Origin of the sequence: Bradyrhizobium brasilense, assembly GCF_029714345.1 — a bacterium.
GTDB lineage: Bacteria > Pseudomonadota > Alphaproteobacteria > Rhizobiales > Xanthobacteraceae > Bradyrhizobium > Bradyrhizobium australafricanum.
The window spans coordinates 7118212-7138626 of the sequence record NZ_CP121669.1 but is presented as its reverse complement, the minus strand read 5'-3'; the positions used below and the strand labels follow the sequence as shown (position 1 = coordinate 7138626).

Below are 20415 nucleotides of genomic sequence, written 5' to 3'. Positions count from 1 at the left end.
GGCAGCATCGTCGATGGCGTCAGCCGCGATGTCGCTTGCGGAGCTCGAGCGATGGCTCCAGGATCGCGTCGATCGCCATCCTGCCGCCACCAGCATTCCCATGCTCGACGGCTATACCGCCGCGATCGTGGCCGGACCGGTGTCGATGAGCCCGCTCGATTGGATCTGCCCGCTGCTCGCGATCGATGCCGACGCTTTCAACCATGGCGGCACGCCGGAGTTCGCCGCGATCTCCGCCGTCGCGCTGCGCCACAACGACATCAGCAACACCCTCTCGACTGCCCCCGATCGGTTCGAGCCGATGCACCGGCGCGACCCCAGCGGCAACATCGATGCGCATCCCTGGTGCCAGGGTTTCTATGCTGCGATGCGGCTCAGACTATCGGCGTGGGCGCCGTTGCTCGACGTCAACAACGTCAATCACGGCCTGCTGCTGCCCATCCTGCTGCATTGTCGCGACGATCAGGCCCGTCCGCTGCTCGGACCGCCACGAAGCGGTCGCAAAACCGAGGATTTCCTCCGTAACGCCTACCTCGATATCCCAGCCGTCGTCGAGGCGCTGCGCCAGCACTGGATGCCCATCCGCTACGCCCGCGACCGCTAATCACCGCGGACGTGGGAGCTCATACCGGTTACATTTGATCGAGCGCCATGTGCTCGCGGCCGAGCGCCTTCATGGCGATGACAGTGTGCTGTAGAAGCACACAGAAAGGATGATCGTGATGATCTGATAATCTGTGAGCACAAGCTGTGACAGCGATGAGGGAAGGCCCCTCGGGATCGGCTTTCAGGAGCAGGTCCCAAATCACTTCAAGCGGCTTCGCTTAAGAGGCGCGGTCGTGAGCGTTGAAGCTAACGATCGGGAAATACCCGAGCGGATGAGCACCCGAGAGACGAATGAAAATGAACCCGCCGATGAAGCGTCGTAACATGGAAATCGTCAAAAACCAGGGGTGTGTCGTCCCTCTGGGATCAGTCCGCTGGAAGCCTGATGATTGGGCGGGCGGCGACCGGCGTTGAAGGGACGTGAACCGGATGCAGGCGTTGTCACGGAACTGCAGGAACCAGTCGCTCCGATGCAAAGGGAGAAGCACAAGCGGAGAAAGCTGCGAGGCAAGAGTACCGATGCGGAGCACTGGGGCGGACCGATCCGTACAAGTGACGAAGGCTCGTAATGGGGCTGGAGCGAAGGGATCGGATCAGGTGGGCTGGCCATCGTTGCAACTGGCAACAGGAGGACGGCGTGAACCAGCCAAGCAAGCCGTTCAACATCGACAAAGAAAGGTGTACGAAGCGTATCTGCAGGTGCGATCCAATGGTGGCGCAGCCGGCGGCGACGGAGTGACGATCGAGGAATTTGAATCCGACTTGAAGAGTAACCTCTACAAGATTTGGGATCGAATGAGCTCAGGCGGCTACTTTCCGCCACCTGTTCGTGCCGTTTCCATTCCGAAGAAGAGCGGAGGCCAAAGGATCCTCGGGGTGCCAACTGTGGCGGATCGCGTGGCACAAACAGTTGTCAAACAACTCATTGAACCGACTCTGGACGCAATCTTTCTGGCGGATTCCTTTGGTTATAGGCCGGGCAAATCGGCTCTTGATGCCGTAGGCGTCACGCGCAAGCGTTGCTGGAAGTACGACTGGGTTCTGGAGTTCGATATCAAGGGACTGTTTGACAACATTGACCACGAGCTTCTGCTGCGGGCTGTCCGGAAGCATGTAAAGTGCGAGTGGGCGTTGCTCAACATCGAACGATGGCTGACAGCGCCGATTGTGCAAGAGGATGGAGCTGTAGTCGAGCGAAGCTGCGGCACCCCGCAAGGGGGAGTAGTGAGCCCGATTCTCGCCAATCTCTTCATGCACTATACATTTGATCTCTGGATAGCACGAACGTACCCTGAACTCAGGTGGTGCCGGTATGCTGACGACGGGTTGATACACTGCCAGAGTGTGGTGGAGGCGCAGAGCGTTTGCGAGGCGCTGCAAGCTCGACTGGCCGAGTGTCGTCTGGAATTTCATCCGACGAAGACGAGGATTGTCTACTGTAAGGACGATCGACGCCGAGGCAAGAGCGAGACGGTTATGTTCGACTTTCTCGGATATTGCTTAAGGCCGAGGTCAGTCCGGGGGCCGTACTCGCAGAAAATTTTCTGCGGGTTCACTCCGGCGCTCAGCAAGTCAGTGCTGAACGCGATGCGGGCAACGATCCGAGGCTTGAACTTTCGTAGGCGGCCAAATCTGACGCTGGACGACATTGCCCGCGAACTAAACCCGATAGTTCGGGGGGATCGCGTACTACGGGCAATACATGCGCTCGGCGCTATATCCGATGGCCCGCTACATCAACCAAACAATAGCTATCTGGTTGAAACGAAAGTACAAGCGCTTCCGCCATCGGTTGGGGCGCGCTCGCATCTTTTTGGAGAAGATCGCTCGCGAGAACGGCAGACTCTTTGCTCACTGGCAACTCGGTATTGGCGACAAGCTTGCCCTGATGGGAGCCGGGTGGGGTGAGAGCCTCACGCCCTGGTTCTGCGAGAGGCCGGAGGTGAAATCCCTCCGGCCTACTCACCCCACCATCCGTCCAGGCGAAGGGCAAGTGTACCACCGGATGGATCTGGACTTATGTGCGGGATGACCGGCCCTTCGCCGGGCCCGCGCCGCCGCCTCGAGCGACCGACGAGGCGAGCATCCCCAGAAGCATCTGGTCGCCTTCGGTGGTATCCTGCAAGCCGATTGCTACAGCGGGTTCGAACCGCTGTTCGATCCGCAGAAGAAGGCGCGGCCGATTACGCCGGCATTTTGCTTTGCCCATGCACGACGGGGCTTCTTCGAGCTGGCCGACATCGAGAAAAATGCTCGGGAAGGTAAGAAGGGCAAACCGGTCTCTCCGATCGCGCTGGAGGCGGTCAGACGCCTGAATGCATTGTTCAAGATCGAGCGCGCCATCAACGGCAGCGGCGCCGAGGAGCGGCGCGTCGTGCGCCAGGAAAAGAGCAAGCCGCTTCTCGAGGACATGCACGCCTGGTTGCTGCGTGAGCGCGGAACCCTCTCGCGCTCCTCCGAGGTCCTGAAGCCGATCAACTACATGCTCATGCGCTGGGACGACTTCGCCCGCTCCCTCGACGATGGCAGGATCTGCTTGACGAACAATTGTGCCGAGCGCGCATTGAGAGGCATCGCCTTGGGACGGCCGAACTGGACCTTCGCGGGCAGCCAGCGTGGCGCCAACCGTTCCGCCATCATGCTGACAATGATTACGACCTGCCGCCTCAACGAGGTCGATCCTAAGGCCTGGCTCGCCGACGTCCTCGCCCGTAGCGCCGATCTTCCCGCGTCGCGTCTGCACGAACTGCTGCCTTGGGAATGGAAGCTCCTGGGCCAAGCCGGCAAGCCCGCCGGTCAGCAGGCTGCCTGACCTTCACGCAACGCCATCATAGAGCTCGCCGTGCCCCGCGCACGCGTCAATCGGGCGGTCTTCATCGTATGCGTACTGACGTGGGAAAGGTTCCGACGATTCAGTGGGCGATTCATCCCGCGTCGGGTCGAGCCCGCGCGAGACCAGGTTGTCCAGCAGGGCCTGCACCGTTGCGGCATTCTCGGTCGCCCCTTCCACCAGAGCCAGCGGATGCTTGTTGCCTTCGTCGTCACCCCCGATCGCGGCGACCAGCACGAGATCGCCGCCGAGATGCAGCCCATCGATTTGGACCAACAGAAGGTCGAGCGCGGACAGATCGGCAGCCATGAAGTCGGCCAGCCGCGCCGCCGACAGCGGTACGAACCTCCGCGAGGCCGCCGATTCCGAAATCCCCGATCCGTGCGATGCCGGCACGTCACCCTCGGGCAGTCGGACAGCGCGGCCGAACTGGCGCGTCGACACATTGATCAGCATCAGGTTCATCGCCCAGCGACTGAGCCAGTCCTCCTGCGCCGCCGTTTCCCTGCTCGGGATCGTGACCTCGCGGCCGTCCACGCCCCGGACCCGCGGGCGCTCGACCTCGATCTTGCTGCCGTGGAAACCGATCCGTCCCCGCGTTCGGCCCCAACGGTGCGCCCGCCGCGCCGCATCGCGACTGTGGCGCGGCCCGCAGGCCGCCGTCACATCCGCCTCCATCATCGTGCCGAGCGCCTCGATCCCCGCCGCAAGGCAGAACCGATCGACGCTCGCCCGCACTTCCGCAAACGCTTCGTCCACAGCCCCAGTCGCCGGCGAACCAGCCGGTGTGATATCTCTCGTCATGGCGTTGCTCTCCTTTGCGGAATCAGCACCTCGAGCCTACCGGCTCAAGGTGGGCAACGCTCGGTCAAGAGTAAGCCTGTTTGCAAGAATCTGGAAACGCAGCACTAGCAGCCCTGCGTAGATGGCCGTCCCGATTGATAAGCCAATCCAAATACCAATGGCGCCTAGGCCGATTTTAAAACTGAGTACGTAGCTAAAGGAAAAGCCGATCGGCCAATAGGCGAGGCCTGCAAATAAAAGCGGCACGCGCGTGTCGGCCAATCCGCGTAGGCTGCCCGCCGCAATACTCTCCACGGCATCTGTGATAAACAAGCTCGCGCCGACCAAAAGGAGCTTTGCGGCGAGCGCAACCGTCGCATCGCCATCGCCAGCCGATTCGCCCAGAAACAACTCAACGATCTCAAAACGCGCTGCGATCACCGCAAGCGTAAGAATTGCAATTACTACGATACCGAGCAGGATCGCGACGAGACCTGCCCGCTTGACGCCGGGACCGTCGTTGCGGCTGGCTGCATAGCCAACGCGCACGGCCGCCGCCGTGCTAATGCCGGAAGAAACTATCAACAGAATCGTGGCGACCTGGAGCGTGATCTGATGAGCGGCGAGTGCGCTGGTGCTGATCATGCCTGCTAGGAGTGTGGCGGCCGAGAATTGCCCGTACCCGATCAAATAGGCGATTGAGATCGGGAGACCGATCACGATCAGCAGCCGCATTAAAGGCCAATCGAAGCGCCAAAGATGTGCAAGAACGTGGTAGTGGCGAAAAAGGCGGTGCATTGTGACCACCCACAAGCCGACCAAAAAAGCTCCCCAGTTTACTAGGGTGGTCGCAAGACCCGCTCCGAATAGCTCCAGCCGCGGGAGACCGAGCCTCCCATAGATCAGCAGATAGACCAGCAGTGCGTTGATCGGGATGGCCGCCAGCGTGATCCACAAGACCGGCTCCGGCCGGTTGGCCGCGCCCATGAAACTCCGGATGGCCTGAAAGCACAGAGCCGGCGCAACGCCCCAAGCCAGTCCGAACAGATATCGCTGTGCCAGCCGCGCCGTGTCTGGTGCCTGACCAAGAGCGAGCAGCATTTGCTCTCCGTGCAGCGTAAACACCATAATCGGAAGCGATAGCAGCAACGCGGACCATATCCCCATGCGCAACGACCGCCGCACCAACGCCATATTATGCGCCCCGAAAGCCTGCGCCACCAAAGGTGCAATCGGCGCCAGCAGCCCGATGCCAAAAATGAAACTAACGAGATAGATCCTGCTAGCCAGCGCGGCTGCGGCGAGTGTATCACCGCCGATGTGACCAATGAACGCGAGATCCGTCGTCATCATCGCCATCTGCCCAACTTGGGTAAGCACCATCGGCAACGCGAGCTTCGCGGTTTCGCCGAGCTCAACAGCGAAGTAATGGGCAGCCGCCCGTCTCGTCAGTGCGTGCCGCGAAGCCGATGCCGGCTTTGTTTCAGCCATCTTGTCCATGGAAATCATGATGGTCGGTTTGCTTCGGCGGACAAACTCTTGTCCACTGCGAGGGGCCCTTCCTGAATTCGCGATTGTCTGCGGATGTGGCTATACGCGTGGCCTTGCGCAGATGTGCGCCAAGATGCGACGCGCAGCCAAGCTGCTTGTATCTGGCTGCTGAGCCTAGGTCTCGCGCCGCTCGCCGCTGATGAGGTCAGCTCCTTGTCCACATCTTTCACGAGAGCATAGCAAAATCGTCGCGAGCGTGTGCAGATACGAGACGCATAGCGGCTTTGGGCAGTCGAATACACACGCCAGATATGAGGAGCGACAATCATACAAGTCATCGTGTTCCCGTAGAACATGCGATGCTGGACAGGCATCACCTGTTCAAGACTCGTGCCAAATGCGAGAGCTCGATTTATAAAGTGCTCAATCGTATCGTCGTGAATCGAGAGAATGTCGCAAACCCGACAGTCGGCGTCACGCAGGATTTCGAAGGACTTGGCCATTATCTGCGGGAATTCGGCAATACAAGGGGGGTATGCTTTTCCGATCGCAACGCCCAAGTTATTTTTGGAGTCTTGAATGGAATTGGATATCCAGCGCTCACTTGGAATTCTGAGCCTTGAGCGAGGGACGCCCCCCGGTGCCAAGCCGCGGGCGCCCCTGCCCGGTTCGTTGATGAATCCCGCCACGTTCGACTTTCCGGTTATTTCGGAGACCGTTGAGGGAGCTTGGGCGGACAGAGTCGTTCAAGGTGATCCGGCGCTCGAGCCGGCCTATATCGCCGCCGGCCGACGCTTGGTCGAGCGAGGTGCCGTCGCGATAAGCTCGAACTGCGGCTTCTCTATTAGGTATCAGTTAGGGGTGGCTGCATCTGTCAATATCCCTGTGGTGATGTCGAGTCTGCTCTTAGTTTCGACATTGCTTCGCGAACTTCCTTCAGCGGCCAAGCTGGCCATCCTAACCGCTGATTCAAATCATTGCGGCCAAGACTTGCTTGGGCTGGACAACCGGGCCGAGCGGGCAAGGGTAGTCATTGCCGGCATTGAGGGGGGCACGTTCTGGCAAAACGAGATGAAGCGCCCACCACCGTGGACCGAAATCAGCGATATTGAGGCCGACGTCATCCGCTGTTTGGCGCGACTTCGCGAGACGCATCCGGAAATCGCAACCATACTACTCGAATGCACGGCATTCCCGCTGATCGCGCCAACAATCCGAAAGCTTACTGGCCTGCCTACCTACGACATTACAACGCTCTGCCGGATGACGCTTGCGTCCATCGCGTGAGATCGTCTGACAACTTACACGGACTTGGGCACGATGCGAGTGATCTTCTACACACGCATCGTTGAATTTCTGGAACGGACAACTTGCTGCTGATTTCTCCAGCGTCTCTAAATCCTCGGTGTCATGTCGTGACTGCAAAGATAAACCAAGCCACGACGCGCCGGAAATACTTGGATGCTTCAGGCCTCGCGAAATAAGATCTTTCCTGCGGTGCTAATCCGTCAAAGAGAGCCGCTTGCGACATTGCCCACCCCGTTCTTGATGTGGCCACTGACAAACTCCCACGATGTCCTATAGCGTTCAGGCGCGACTCTACGCAGCTATCGCGCCGAACAGGCCAGATTTCGGAATGTGATGACGGTTCTGCAGGGGGAGCGCACTTGATTTCTGAGAATCTTGGTTTCGATCTTCCGGCAAGAACTTAAGGTAGTTTCAATCGAATGCGCGCCCGTGCTCGCCTTTCTCTAGATCACGGCCAGCAATCTGGGGGCGACGTCCCTGCCTCAAATTGGAAGTGGAAGGAAGCCGGGTCGTCATGCTCGCCGGATCAACTTGCTTGGACGAGAGGTATGTCGGTCAGCGCCTCCTGAAGCGTCTGTTGGGAATCTGACGCTGGCGTCTTCAATCGGACATCAGAACCACCCGTCGTGCTCATGAAGGTCTTCCGCAAGCCTTCCCATGTGGGCTGGCGCGATAATTCGTCGGGGCCGGTTTTTGACGTGGCTCCCGTTCCGCATCGCGACAAGCGTTCGCGACGGCAGATCCGGTGAGTACTCGTTGGGACTATTCTCTCAAGGGCCAGGCCAAGGGCGTCATGACGTCAAATGGGCGACAAAACTTCCGGTGAGCTGAATTCGCGCTGGGTCCCGACGCGCTTGTTTCTCCATCCTAGCTCGCGGTGGCGCGGTATTTGCTTGGGGGGCCGTGCAGACAGTATCAACCTCCGCTGACATCGACGGCAGTGGTAGATCGGAAAAATTGATGGCGTCCATTGCCTTGATCACCGGTGCGAGTAACTCGTGGAGGGCAGCATAAAACGCGAATGCCGCGATCCATCCCGACCTCCCGATGTGCAAGACATGGTGTCCGTGGAAGTCGCGCGGGAACATAATCATAATGGATGCGCTTGGAGCAAAGTTGCCAGCTCCGTGGCACTCTCGGCGTCCGGCTTTCGCGCCTCATTGGCTTACCGCGACGTGGCGGAAGACAGATGCTTGGTAACTCGCGCCGCGACAAGGCAACAGGCTGGTCTCGCGTCGTGTATAAATAATTCCGAGGATCAACATGGCTGAGAAAATGGGGCCATCGGTAGGGGCATTGTCGCATCTGCGGGTAATCGAGATCGGTAGCTCAGCGGCAACCAGCTATTGCGCGCGGATGTTTGCTGATTTCGGCGCCGACGTTCAGAAAGTCGAGCCGCCAGCAGGCGATCCACTTCGCCGCAGCGCCCCATTCACGCTTGGCGGTCAGAGCGCTTGGTTCGCGTTTCTAAACTTCAACAAGTCAAGCATCATCATCGATTCCGCTGGCCCAGACGCAGGCACGCAGCTCACGGCATTGATCGAAAATTGCGACGTGCTGGTCGATGGCCGCGACGTCGATTCCGCGGGGTGCCCCTCCATTGATATCGCCGCGATTCGATGGCGGCGTCCCGCGCTGATATACCTCGAAGCGAGCTGGTTTGGCGACCAAGGGCCCTATGCAGGATTCGCTGCAACTGATTCGACCGTTCGTGCGCTCGCGGGCCTCATCAAGCTGGTTGGACCGGTCGAGGGCGCACCGTTACACGCACCGGATTTCCAAACAGGTATCCTCGCGGGTCTGTGGGGCTTCATCGCCGCCGCCTCCTCTGCCGTTGCGCGAATGCATGGCAGGGCCGGGCAGTCGTGGTCGCTCAGCATTTTCGAATCGAGCCTAGCACTCAGCGAGCATCTCATATTCGAGGCGTCTGCGCGCGGCGACGTGATCCGTCGAATTGGCATCAATCGCTTCTGGCCGAGTTTTCCGGTTGGAATCTACGAAACCAAAAGTGGTTGGCTAGGGGTTACGGCAGTGACGCCGGCACAATGGCGCGCATTCTGCGATATGCTCGGCCTCTTTCATTTGCGTGACGATCCGGCTCTGGCTCTCAGCGCCGACCGTCGACAACACATTGAGTCGATCGAACGACAGTTCATGCCAATTTTAAAGATGCGGACAGCGAAGGAATGGTTTTCGGAGGGATTGAAGCGGAAGATTCCAATAGTCCCAGTGCCCGAAATATCCGATCTGCTGCTCGACGCGGAAAAGAAGGCGCGCGGCGCGATCGTGCCTATCCTGCTTGGCGAAGAAGCAGGCCTGACCGCTGGCTCGATGCAGCGGCTGACATTGACGCCGCCGCGTGGAGGCGGAAAGGTTCCATCTCTTGGCGAGCAACAGGAATACCCGAACATGCAATACCAGACCGGCACCGCGTCGGCGTCCGACTGCACCGGTGCTGACCGACAGCCATTGCAAGGAATTCGTGTCATCGACTTCACCATGGGGTGGGCAGGTCCATTGTGTACGCGCACACTCGCTGATCTCGGCGCGGACGTTATCAAAGTCGAGGCCATCCAGTATCCAGATTGGTGGCGCGGTGTCGATCGGCGTCCTGCTTACGTCGACGGACGGATGTATGAGAAGACGATGTCGTTCTGCATCATGAATCGGAACAAGCGCGGCATTACGCTTGACCTGAGGCGGCCGCGAGGCCTCGCTCTTGCCAAGCGTCTTTTGGCGGAAGCGGATATTGTCGTCGACAATTACTCGGTAGATGTACTGACGAAGCTCGGGCTCGGTTACGACGTGCTCAAGACACTCAACCCTCGGCTCGTCATGATGTCGATGTCAGCCTTTGGTACAAACAGTGTTCATCGCGACTGCCGCGCGTACGGATCGACTCTCGAGCAAGGCTCTGGATTGCCGAGCGTTATCGGAAGCGCCGACGGGTCACCCGCAATGAGTCATACGGCCTTTGGGGATCCTGTCGGGGGCTTGAACGGCTGCGCCGCGGTTCTGATTGCGCTGATTCATGTCTACAACACTGGACATGGGCAGTTCATTGATCTTGCGCAAATCGAGTGCATGATGCCGTTCGCGGCGCCATGGATCACAGTCCACTCGATCGGCGGCATGCCGCCGACGAGATACGGTAGTAGACATCCGCAGTTCGTGCCACATGGTTGCTTCCGTTGTGCGGGCGAGGACAACTGGATCATGATTGCGGCAACGGATGCTGACATGTGGCAGAGGCTTGCGCTGCTCATTGGCCGTCCTGAATGGGCGACGAACGTTTCACTGAAATCGGCGGAAGCTCGTCGGGCAATCGAGGATGTCATCGAGACACGAATCTCAGATTGGACGCTCGTTCGCGACGCAGAGGAGGCCATGTCGGAGTTGCAAGCAGCCAAGATCGCTGCCGGTGTGGCCCGCCTGCCTATTGACCTACTCAAGGATCGGCATCTCAGCTCGCGCACATTCTTCCAAGAAATCGATCGCGCTTTCGTGGGCTTGCATCTACAGCCCTCAATGCCAATCCGGGAAGGTGCAAAGCCCTTCGCGATCCGCACAGCCGCGCCGACGCTCGGACAGCATAACGGAGAGGTCCTCTCAGAGCTTCTCGGACTCTCCTACGCCGAGATAGCGAAATTGGCACGGGAGGGCATCATCGGTACAGAGATGCTCTCGGAAGGAGAGCTCGCCAAGCAAAGAAGGTGTCGTCACACTGAGAAGCCGACCGACAGTCCAAACTGACGTAGCCTACGACCTAGCAAACGTGGCTTCCGCAATTTTCGCTTTGCCGTCCAAAATGGAACTGATCGAAGGACTGGAGGGCTTGAAGCGCGCTTTCAAGGAGAAGCACAAATCAAGTCCGCCATTGGCGGGCGGGCGACGCGGATTGGATTGGAAAGATGTTCCGCTCCAAAAAGTGGAAGTCCCGCTCGACGAGTTCAACGACTAAATTCAATCGTTACGGGCCACCGAAGTCCGGCAAGTGCTCTGGAAAAGAAGCGCGTATAGAAGCTGAAGGAAACGCGCGCGTTCCGTGCTGAACTTTTATTCGGCGATATCCAATCTTGGGAGCTGGTTGCCTGTTTTGCCACAAAGCCCGCATCGGTCGAGAGCCTGAATGTCTCCAGCAGGTGCTGCTAGGATCCTAAGGCCTGTTAGATGCGCTGCACCGTCGACACCGACAGCCTGCGGACGCTTTCGCCGCTCCGCGGAAACTCCGATAGATGGCTTCCGAGGGATCTTTTCATGATGCGCAAGCACCGAGAGCGGCATTAAGAAAACGGCCGATTGAAAGCTCAAGCCTCAAGGAGGCCCCTGATTTCGTTGCGCATCCCCGTGCGGCCTGTCGGCCTGCGCGCAAACCATGCGGATTATCCTGCTCCAGTGTCGCGTTCGCAACAGGATGATGTATTTGGGTCAAGCCGCACGTCTCATTTTTTGACGCGAGTGCTGCATGTGCCGGCCAATTCAAGCGCCAGTATGTGGGCTGAGCGGTTTGGCAATTGGCCCAGCTCTTGCTCAGGTCTCATCATAACGTGCAGCGGAACCGCTTTGTCGGCAGTTTTAGATGCGGGCACGACACTTTGACGCGCGGCTCCAATGTCGTGGCAAGTTGATCGCCGGAAAAGACTTTTTGCAACCGTCCTCACCAGTTGGCGGCAATGATAATGTTTCATTCGGGCTTATCGCGGACAAGCAGAAAGGACACAGAACATGAGCAGTGAAGGGATAATGCCCGTTATAACATTGACCGACGCACCGGATCGAAAAGCCGAGGAGATTATCGAGGAAGGCCTTGCTCAGTTCAACGAAGAAAAGGCTGGTTATCGGGATTCGCGCCCGCTGGCCGTCCTGCTCTCTGATCCTGAGAGCAACGCCGTCGTCGGCGGATTGTTGGGGCGAACCTCACTCGGACTGCTGTACATCAATTGGTTTTTCCTCCCGGCCTCCGTACGCAATCGTGGCCTTGGGGGCCGCATTATCGTAAAGGCTGAAGACGAGGCTCGACAGCGGGGGTGCTGCAAGGCGGTAGTAAGGACCATCAGCTTTCAAGCACCCGAGTTCTACCAGCGTCACGGCTATCGTGTGCTTGGTCAAACTGATTGCAAGCCAGGAATGGCACTAATATCTCTGATCAAGGAATTATTGTGATGGGAGCCCCTTCTAGTCGTGCGCGGGGCCCTCGTTCGCGCGTAGCTGTTCTTTGCAGCCGTGAACCAGATCTCGCTAAGAGGGCGCTCGGTGGCTTCGCAAGGGGCAGAGGCTTGTTGAAGCCTTGTCACCCGGAGCAAGTCCTCGACCGCACGCCGATTCATTACGGCCCCACGGGGTGGCAAGCCCGCGTCGGTCGGTCTGTTGCCACCAAACGAGCGGAGGGCCGTTCAAGTCGAGTAGTCGGCTACCATGAACGATTCTCCTCTTTTCAAGTTTCAAGGTTCATCTTCCCGATCAGACGCACGAACGGCCATATTGGCTCGTGGTCGCGGAGACTCAACAAAAAAGACGGTCACGAAACAACCGTCACGTTGATTTCATCCGACGGTGAGGATATCGCGTGCATACCTAGATTGTCCCTTCGACGAGCATTTGCCCGGCACCCAGTTGGCGCAGTATTCGGACATCTTTGCGAAGCTTACGGTCAAGCCGGTATCGTCACTGCTGGTGCGCTAACGGTCAGTCGGGCTCGTCGATGCAGCGCTACAGCAATGGTGAAAGTTATCGTGCTTAACGAGCTCGGCTTTTTTCCGGCGACTGTGACTTGTATCATGGCCAGCGCCGAAGATGATCTCGACATTGCTGGGTTCGACCTTCTGACCGCTTCGCATCATGAGTACGCGATCAGAAACAAGACGGATCACATTGACGTCGCCCGCTCCGGCAAGTTCCTGCATAAGGCTGCCAATCTGCCTGTATCAGTGTTGGAGAAGATGCAATGAAAGTCACCTCCATCCGCAGTAAGACCGAGCGCAACCAAAAGGCTACCGCAACTGCCCCTTGGCGGATCGGAGTCGACGTTGGAGGCACGTTCACTGATCTTGTCCTGGCCGATGGCGCCGGTTCGCTCTTCACCTTTAAAGCGCCGACCGACGTGCTCAATCCGGCTCTAGGTGTGATGGCCGCGCTTGCCTTAGCCGCAGATGGCTTGCACCGCTCCATTCAAGATCTCCTCGGCCATTGTCGTGTATTCGTGCACGGATCGACGATTGCGACTAATACAGTTCTCGAGCGAACAGGAGCTGTCGTTGGCCTGCTCACGACAGAAGGGTTCCGTGACGCGCTCGAGATTCGGCGGGGCTTTCGAGAAAACGTTTGGGACCATCGCGCACCGTTGCCGGAACCCCTCGTTCCACGCCATCTCCGATTGCCCGTGCGCGAACGAATGGACAAGAACGGTTGTCCGATAAGAGTGCCTGAACCTGAGAGCATAAGTCGCGCAGTAGATACGTTCCGACGCGAGGGCGTGACTTCCATCGCGATCTGTCTGCTTAACAGCTATCGGAACGACAGCCACGAGCGGATCTGTGCCGATCTGATCCGCAACAGTTGGCCGGAAGCCTGCTTATCCGTTTCCGCGGACATCGCGCCCGTACTCGGCGAATATGAGCGTACCTCAACCACTGTGTTGAACGCCTACGTGACGCCACGGGTCGTTCCTTATCTGCGTCAGCTTGAGCGGAATCTTCGTGCGCAGGGATTGGCTCATCCGCTCCTGCTGATCCAAAGCAATGGCGGAGCGGCGAGCGTCGAACAGCTCGTCGACCGCGCCATCTTGCTGGCGCTATCCGGACCTGCCGCGGGCGCCAGCGCGCTTCGCGCCGTAGCGGAGATGGCCGATCGCGATGACCTGCTGCTGATGGAAATCGGTGGCACGAGTTGCGATGTTACCTTGATGGACGGTGGCGAGATTGCGACGGTCGATTCATTCTCGCTCAACGAATATCACTTAACGATACCATCTGTTGATATCCACTCCATCAGCGGGGGAGGTGGCATCATCGCGACCGTGGACTCTGGCGGGCTGTTGAACGTTGGTCCGCATGGGGCCGGAGCCCAACCGGGGCCGGCCTGTTATGGTCTGGGCGGCGAAGACCCGACAATTACTGATGCGCAGGTCGTGCTTGGCAGGATCCGTGCTGGTTCCTTTGGCGAAGGGCTGATCAAGTTGGATCCGGCACCGGCGCGCAAGACGATCGAAGAACGGATCGCAACCCGGCTGGGACTCGATACGATCGCTGCTGCGTCCGGTGTTATTCGTATTTTGGAACAAAGTCTACAGCACACGATCGAGCGCGTCAGCGTCGAGCGCGGACATGATCCTCGACGTTTTACCCTCGTTGCGGGTGGAGGAGCGGGAGCTCTGCATGCAGTCCCCGTCGCGCGTGCGCTGGGTTGTGAGGTTGTGTACGTTCCGCGCTTTGCCGGAGTATTTTGCGCGTTTGGCATGTGCAGCACCGATATCCGTGAGGATCTTCTAGAAACTTGGCTCAAGCTAATTGATCAAGAATCGAGCGACGCGATTGAGCGAGGATTCGCACGGCTAATCGCTTCGGCCAAGACGCGGCTTGTCGCCGGCGGCTTCGCGATGTCTGACCTGAGCTTCAAGCGAAGCCTAGATCTCCGCTATGTGGGACAGCAACATTCGCTGCAAGTCCCGTTTGACGTTTGGGATATACCGTCAATACGCGCCGACTTCGAAGCTCGATATCAACGCCAATTCGGGCATTGTCCGCCAGACGGGCGAATTGAAATCATTCACTTGCGATTGGTCGGAAGCGCTCAGCTGAGCCGGGTACGGCGTCCTAATCTGCTAGCGACTGAGATCGATCCAGTGCCTTACGAGCGGCGCTCTGTGTATGTCGACCCGCTGTTCGGGTTTCGAGTCGTTCCGGTCTATCACGGAAATGAGATGTGTCCTGGACAGAGTTTGAGGGGGCCTGCCTTGATCGAGGAAAAGAACACGACGATCCTGATCGGACCGAGTGATCGGCTGGAGATCGACGCAAGCGACAATTTCCTTATTCATGTGGCGAAGCCTGCGGAGCAGCGTGATGATTGACGATCCTATCGGTATTTCTATTCTACAGAAGCGACTCGATCAGTTCGCGCGGCATATGGGGTGGGTAATGATGAGGACGGCGCGGAGCCCGATATTCCAATCGCACGATTTTTCCTGCTTCATTTGCGATGCAAACGGCAATCTCGTCTCGCAGGCCGACGGATTTCCTATCCATACCGGCGGCGGAGGTTTTGCAGTCAAAGCCGTGATCGATAAATTCGGACACGAATTCGCCGATGGCGATGTATTTATTCTCAATGATCCCTATGAGGCAGGTGGCAACCATCTGCCAGACTATACGATTATCCGACCGGTGTTCGTGCGTGGCGAACTCCTGGCTTTTTGCTGCAATAGAGCCCATCAATCGGATATCGGAGGAGGCGCCGCTGGCACTTACAATTCCGCATCAACCGAAATATTTCATGAGGGGATACGGCTGCCGGTGCTCCGACTAATCGATGCCGGTAAGATGCGCCGGGACGTTTGGCAGCTGCTTCTGCTCAATTGCCGCTGTCCGGATATCTTAGATGGCGATTTGCGGGCAATGATCGGGTCGACAGAGATCGGTGCCATGCGCGTGGGTGAGGCATTGTCTCTCTTGCGCCAAGGAACGGCGCGCGACTACCTCGACGGTATCCTTGACCATGCCGAGCGTCTGTTTCGCGACGAAATCGCTGACTTGCCTTCTGGCGTCTATGAAGGTGAGGACGAGAGTGATAACGACTGCTTTGGGCGCGCCGATATTCGGGTTCGGGTTCATGTTACCGTCTCCAAGAACGGTCTGTACGTCGATTTTACCGGCAGTTCGCCGCAGATCGCAGGATTCAAGAATTCTTCGATAGCCAACACGTACTCCAGCGTTTATCTGGCGATCATCGCGTTTCTTGCTCCGGATCTGCCTAAAAATCAGGGCACCTACCGCCCGATCACAGTGCACGCTCCCGAGGGTACCATCGTCAATGCCCGGCCGCCCGCGCCTATGACGATGAACACGATATTTCCGGCAACTAACATCGTACATGCGTGCTGGAGGGCACTGGCGGCATGCGACCCGACGCGGGCGTGCGCCGGATGGGGAAAATTGCTGCATTGTGTGACGTCTGGTTGTCGCTCGGGAGGAGAAACCTTCGTCCTCTATCACGCGCTTGGGATGCCATCGTCCGGAGCCGTTCGCGGTCGCGACGGTTTTCCGAACATGGGGATAATCCCAACGCTATGCGGAACGCGATTATTGACCGTGGAGGCTTATGAGCAACTCTATCCCATCACCGTTCACCGATATGAAATGCGCTGTGATGGCGAGGGGGCGGGCGAATTTCGCGGCGGTTCCGGCCTCGACTATGTCGCGGACGTGGAGGTGGAAGCCGAATACTCATTCCGTGGTGAAGGAGGGTACGGACTCGCCGCCTTTGGAATCAACGGCGGCTTCGCGGGACAATCCGGTTTCATGACTCTCGCACCCCCGAATGGCGTGTGCTTCGATATTCCGCAATATGGCGTTTGCAGGCTCCCGCCGCTGCGCATTACAATTGCCTCGCCGGGAGGCGGAGGATTCGGAGATCCAAGGCGTCGTAATCCAGATGCTGTGCTTCGCGATGTTCGCGATGGAATCGTGAACCCTGCAAGGGCACGAGATATATACAGCGTGGTCCTCACCCCAGATTTGCTTCATGTCGATACCACCGCGACGAGCATCCTACGCTCATATAAAACTAAGGTCGGTGCTGGAAGTCGAGTACCTGAGGACGTCCAATAGGGGTGATTGATGATGCGCAATGTGGCGTTTTGGCCTACCGCGAATCGGAGCTTGCACATTGCGAATTTTAGGTGGATAGCGCGAGCCGCAATTTCCGAGAGGGATGCTCACCTTCCGTGTGAGCGACTGCACGGGTCCGAGATGTCGAACGCGCTGTTTCATATATCAGCGCACTACGTAGTGCGCGGCCCAACGCACCGTCGCCGCCGCCATGCCAGCGAGATTGAAATCCTTGATGTGGCCCAAGAAAGACACTTCCCTTCGCTCAGCACGACGACATCTCGCCTTCAATGAACGCATCCGCTTCCATGAACGCACCTGCTCGAATCGGCCTGCCGATCGCCCGTAGTGAAGATCGGCGGTTTCTCACAGGACGTGGGCGCTATGCAGGTAACACGGCACCGGCCGAGCTGAGTTCAGTGCTGTTCGTACGCTCACCGCATGCGCACGCGCGCATCGTCCGCATGGACAAGAAAGCCGCGTTTACGGCACCAGGAGTCGTGGCGATCTATACCGCCGAAGATACCGCTGCCGACAGGCTTGGTCACCTGCCTGTCATCAGCGAGGTTACGGATGCCGAGGGCAAGCGGCATCGTGAGCCGTCGCACCCGCCGATGCCGGTGGGCAAAGTCCGACACGTCGGCGACATTGTGGCGATGATCATCGCCGGGACGCTTAACCAGGCACGTGACGCTGCTGAACTGCTGGCCGTCAATTACGAGGAACTCCCCGCGGTCGTAACGGTGGCGCAGGCGCTGGCACCCAACGCGCCTCTGCTGCACGACGAAGCCCCGGGCAACCTGATGTGCCGTTGGAGCAAGGGCAATGCAGCCGCAACCGACTTGGCCTTTGCCAAGGCGGCGCATGTGTCGAAGCTCACCATCCGCTCGCCTCGCCAGATCGTACACTATTTGGAACCCCGGGCGGTCTGGTCCGCCTACGACGCAGCCAACGACGTTGTCACCCTCACTCTCTCGTCGCAAGGCGTGCACATCCCGCATCGACTGTTGTGTGAGCGCGTGCTCGGCTTAGCGAATGACCAACTCCGCCTGGTCACTGAGGATGTGGGCGGCGGCTTCGGACCGAAGTACCAGATCTATGCTGAAGCAGCATTGATGGCTTGGGCGACACGCAAGCTCGGCCGAGGTCTGCGCTGGACTTGCGAGCGTTCCGAGCTAGCGGTCGCCGACGTCCACTCACGGGATCTCGTTGCCTCGGCCGAGCTTGCTCTCGATGCGAATGGTCGATTCCTCGCCCTTCGCGTGAAGGCCGAAGCCAATATCGGCGCGTATGTTTCGATGTTCGCGCCTACCACTCCCACGACCGGGCTTGCTAAAGTGATCTCAGGGCTCTACCGAATCCCGGCGATTTACGCAGACTTCGAATGCGCTTTCACCAACACCGTTCCTGTCGACGCTATGCGGGGCGCCGGCAAACCGGAAGCGCTTTTCTTGCTGGAGCGGCTTGTCGATACGGCCGCACACGAAACGGGCCGATCGCCCATTGAATTACGCCGCCTCAACCTGCTGAAGCTAGAGGACATGCCTTATGTGGCGGCCAGCGGATATACCTATGACGCGGCCGATTGCCGGCGCCTCTTTGAAACGGCCCTCGATGCCGCCGACGAGCCTTTCCTTGAAATCCGCCGTGCCACCAGCCAAGCGCGCGGCCTGCGGCGCGGGTTCGGGCTCTCCTGCCATCTGCACGCCACGGGCGGGATTGCCGATGAGCGTGCCATCATAGAGGTCGAAGCCCAACGTGTGCTCGCAAAGGTAGGGACGCAAAGCCAGGGACAAGGGCACGAGACCGTTTACGCACAAATCCTGTCGGCGGCGCTTGGCGTGCCGGTTGACACGATCGGGATACGGCAAGGCGACACATGCACCATCCCCCAGGGCGGCGGCACGGGCGGCTCGTCCTCTATGATTATCAGCGGCACTACGCTGAGGCGCGCGGCCGACGTCGTGATCCAGCGCGGACTTAACCTCGCGGCCGAACGGCTGGAGACGGCATCGCAGGACATCTCCTTTCGCAATGGCGCATTCGAGGTCGTTGGTACCGATCGTCGCATCAGCTTACTTGAACTCGCGGCGTGGAAGCCGTTCCAAGGCGAGGCGGTTTTCGCCGACAAGGTCGAATCCTACCCGACCGGCGTCATGGTCTGCGAAGTCGAGGTCGATCCCGAAACCGGGCTAACTCGGATCGACCGCTTGACGGCAATAGCCGATTGCGGAGTTGTCGTGAATCCGCGGTTGCTCGCCGGCCAGATGCATGGCGGCACGGTTCAAGGAGTTGGCTACGCCCTAATGGAAGCGGCCATCTACGACGAGGGAACTGGCCAGCTACTCAGCCGCAACTTGATGAGCTATGCCCTACCGCGCGCAGATGACGTACCGAGATTTCGAATCGAGACAATCAGCACTCCGTCGCCTAACAATTACATGGGACTCAAGGGCGTAGGTGAGCTGCCGACCAACGGCGCGCCCGCCGCAGTCGCTAACGCTGTCGTTGATGCCCTACGTCCACTCGGCGTGCGTCATCTCGACATGCCGATCACCGCCTACAAGGTGTGGCGAGCTTTAAATCCGGGAAAATGAAAGATCGCTCGGTGATGTGTTAACCTTATCATCCCAGCACCCTATCGCCCGGTGCTGGGCAACAAACTTAATAAACAGATCTTCAAGTAACCTCGACTATCACCGTAACTTTGCCGTTCGACTACGGCAGCGATGCTGGATCGCATTACGACATCCTCGCCCATTCCTGCAAGCCGTGAGCCTAGTTCCAGAGTACAAATAATCTCACCAACGAATGATGCTAGAGGTCATAGGGGAATCACCTCGATATTGAGGGCTTGAACTGATGCACGACTGTTAATCGCTTTCGATGCTTGGTACGATTTGCTCGCGATACTCGTGTAGAATTAATCGCGCAATGCTCCGGCGTCTTGTGAAGACTGCGTATCGGCGGAACTTCGTACATTCGTCGCCCCTGTCTGTCGAACATGGCCGCGCGTTACCCCGGTGAAGAAGATTTCGTCAGCGCTAACGAATTCGAGGAAATGGAGCCAGCGTGCTGGCACCGTCGTTGAGATCACCGAACATTACATCCTTGAGATTGCCCGCGGCATCGGAAATTCTGTACCAAGGCTGACATCTCACCTGCGCGACCGACGAGTGGGTCCCTCGTCGCCAGGCGCGAGGAGAAAATCCAGCAGCGCCTGCATCTTGCAGATGATGAGCGCGTCATCAATCGTCATCCGGATCACAGCGGACGGTGCTCGGCCAGAACGGCAACAGCCGTTTGCGGGTATCAACGTGCCCCCATGGTCGCCGCATCGGCTCTGTTGCAGCAATTCCGGTCATGGTTAGACTAGTATTCTGCTGGATAGATATGGATGGATTAACAAGCGAACACATAAGAACGGATACCCGTGACTAGTTTGACTAGAGCGCGGGAGGCGCACTGCCGGGCCACAAATTTCCTGCGGATCTGCTCATCCACATTGCGCCGCTCGCACGAGTTGATTGCAACTCAGTCCGTTCTGAGTTCAACAAACGCGTCAGCTTTGCG

Annotated in this window: 11 protein-coding genes and 2 pseudogenes; 11 read left to right on the top strand and 2 right to left on the bottom strand. The window is 58.5% G+C overall.

The window, feature by feature from the left end; genetic code table 11:
* Positions 1-13 precede the first annotated feature (13 nt).
* The 3 genes and pseudogenes from QA635_RS33060 to tnpC all read left to right on the top strand — a co-directional run.
* Entirely contained in the window at positions 14-604 is a 591-nt protein-coding gene (locus tag QA635_RS33060; protein ID WP_161856371.1) for a UPF0149 family protein, read from the top strand.
* Positions 605-1203: 599 nt separating this feature from the next.
* Entirely contained in the window at positions 1204-2514 is a 1311-nt protein-coding gene (ltrA, locus tag QA635_RS33055) for a group II intron reverse transcriptase/maturase (protein ID WP_283063870.1), read from the top strand.
* A 68-nt stretch (positions 2515-2582) separates the two neighbouring features.
* Positions 2583-3418 (top strand): annotated as a pseudogene (gene tnpC, locus QA635_RS33050) (IS66 family transposase); the annotation flags it as partial.
* A 120-nt stretch (positions 3419-3538) separates the two neighbouring features.
* On the opposite strand, the pseudogene QA635_RS33045 reads toward tnpC, so the two are convergent.
* Both QA635_RS33045 and QA635_RS33040 read right to left on the bottom strand, forming a co-directional pair.
* Positions 3539-4240: pseudogene (locus tag QA635_RS33045) on the bottom strand (IS256 family transposase); the annotation flags it as partial.
* Between the two features lie 36 nt (positions 4241-4276).
* Positions 4277-5728: an MATE family efflux transporter gene (locus QA635_RS33040; RefSeq protein ID WP_425249080.1), complete on the bottom strand. Its 1452-nt coding sequence runs from the start codon at positions 5726-5728 to the stop codon at positions 4277-4279.
* A 561-nt stretch (positions 5729-6289) separates the two neighbouring features.
* Here QA635_RS33040 and QA635_RS33035 point away from each other — a divergent pair.
* The 8 genes from QA635_RS33035 (at position 6290) to QA635_RS33000 (ending at position 19439) form a co-directional block, all read left to right on the top strand.
* On the top strand, positions 6290-6997 hold the full coding sequence (locus QA635_RS33035) for an aspartate/glutamate racemase family protein (RefSeq protein ID WP_283063869.1): 708 nt from the start codon (positions 6290-6292) through the stop codon (positions 6995-6997).
* Between the two features lie 1284 nt (positions 6998-8281).
* The gene (locus QA635_RS33030; protein WP_283063867.1) at positions 8282-10771 is read left to right on the top strand and encodes a CaiB/BaiF CoA-transferase family protein; all 2490 of its coding nucleotides are present in this window, start codon (positions 8282-8284) and stop codon (positions 10769-10771) included.
* Positions 10772-10826: 55 nt separating this feature from the next.
* Positions 10827-10979, top strand: a complete 153-nt coding sequence (locus tag QA635_RS33025) for a hypothetical protein (RefSeq protein ID WP_283063865.1) — start codon at positions 10827-10829, stop codon at positions 10977-10979.
* Positions 10980-11743: 764 nt separating this feature from the next.
* Entirely contained in the window at positions 11744-12181 is a 438-nt protein-coding gene (locus tag QA635_RS33020) for a GNAT family N-acetyltransferase (protein ID WP_283063864.1), read from the top strand.
* Positions 12182-12735: 554 nt separating this feature from the next.
* Positions 12736-12966, top strand: coding sequence for a hypothetical protein (locus QA635_RS33015; protein WP_283063863.1), 231 nt, complete (start codon positions 12736-12738; stop codon positions 12964-12966).
* The gene (locus tag QA635_RS33010; RefSeq protein ID WP_283063862.1) at positions 12963-15086 is read left to right on the top strand and encodes a hydantoinase/oxoprolinase family protein; all 2124 of its coding nucleotides are present in this window, start codon (positions 12963-12965) and stop codon (positions 15084-15086) included. Before QA635_RS33015 ends, QA635_RS33010 begins: the two co-directional genes overlap by 4 nt.
* A complete protein-coding gene (locus QA635_RS33005) occupies positions 15079-16842 on the top strand; it encodes a hydantoinase B/oxoprolinase family protein (protein ID WP_283063860.1) in 1764 nt (587 codons plus the stop codon). Before QA635_RS33010 ends, QA635_RS33005 begins: the two co-directional genes overlap by 8 nt.
* A 308-nt stretch (positions 16843-17150) precedes the next feature.
* Positions 17151-19439 (top strand): xanthine dehydrogenase family protein molybdopterin-binding subunit, encoded by a 2289-nt coding sequence (locus QA635_RS33000; RefSeq protein WP_283063857.1) that lies wholly within the window; start codon positions 17151-17153, stop codon positions 19437-19439.
* Positions 19440-20415 lie beyond the last annotated feature (976 nt).

Bases quoted from the DNA above. Each gene is read 5' to 3' on its own strand.
- QA635_RS33060 (WP_161856371.1), top strand. From the start codon at position 14: ATGGCGTCAGCCGCGATGTCGCTTGCGGAGCTCGAGCGATGGCTCCAG.
- QA635_RS33040 (WP_425249080.1), bottom strand. From the start codon at position 5,728: ATGATTTCCATGGACAAGATGGCTGAAACAAAGCCGGCATCGGCTTCG.
- QA635_RS33035 (WP_283063869.1), top strand. From the start codon at position 6,290: ATGGAATTGGATATCCAGCGCTCACTTGGAATTCTGAGCCTTGAGCGA.
- QA635_RS33030 (WP_283063867.1), top strand. From the start codon at position 8,282: ATGGCTGAGAAAATGGGGCCATCGGTAGGGGCATTGTCGCATCTGCGG.
- QA635_RS33025 (WP_283063865.1), top strand. From the start codon at position 10,827: ATGGAACTGATCGAAGGACTGGAGGGCTTGAAGCGCGCTTTCAAGGAG.
- QA635_RS33020 (WP_283063864.1), top strand. From the start codon at position 11,744: ATGAGCAGTGAAGGGATAATGCCCGTTATAACATTGACCGACGCACCG.
- QA635_RS33015 (WP_283063863.1), top strand. From the start codon at position 12,736: ATGGTGAAAGTTATCGTGCTTAACGAGCTCGGCTTTTTTCCGGCGACT.
- QA635_RS33010 (WP_283063862.1), top strand. From the start codon at position 12,963: ATGAAAGTCACCTCCATCCGCAGTAAGACCGAGCGCAACCAAAAGGCT.
- QA635_RS33005 (WP_283063860.1), top strand. From the start codon at position 15,079: ATGATTGACGATCCTATCGGTATTTCTATTCTACAGAAGCGACTCGAT.
- QA635_RS33000 (WP_283063857.1), top strand. From the start codon at position 17,151: ATGAACGCACCTGCTCGAATCGGCCTGCCGATCGCCCGTAGTGAAGAT.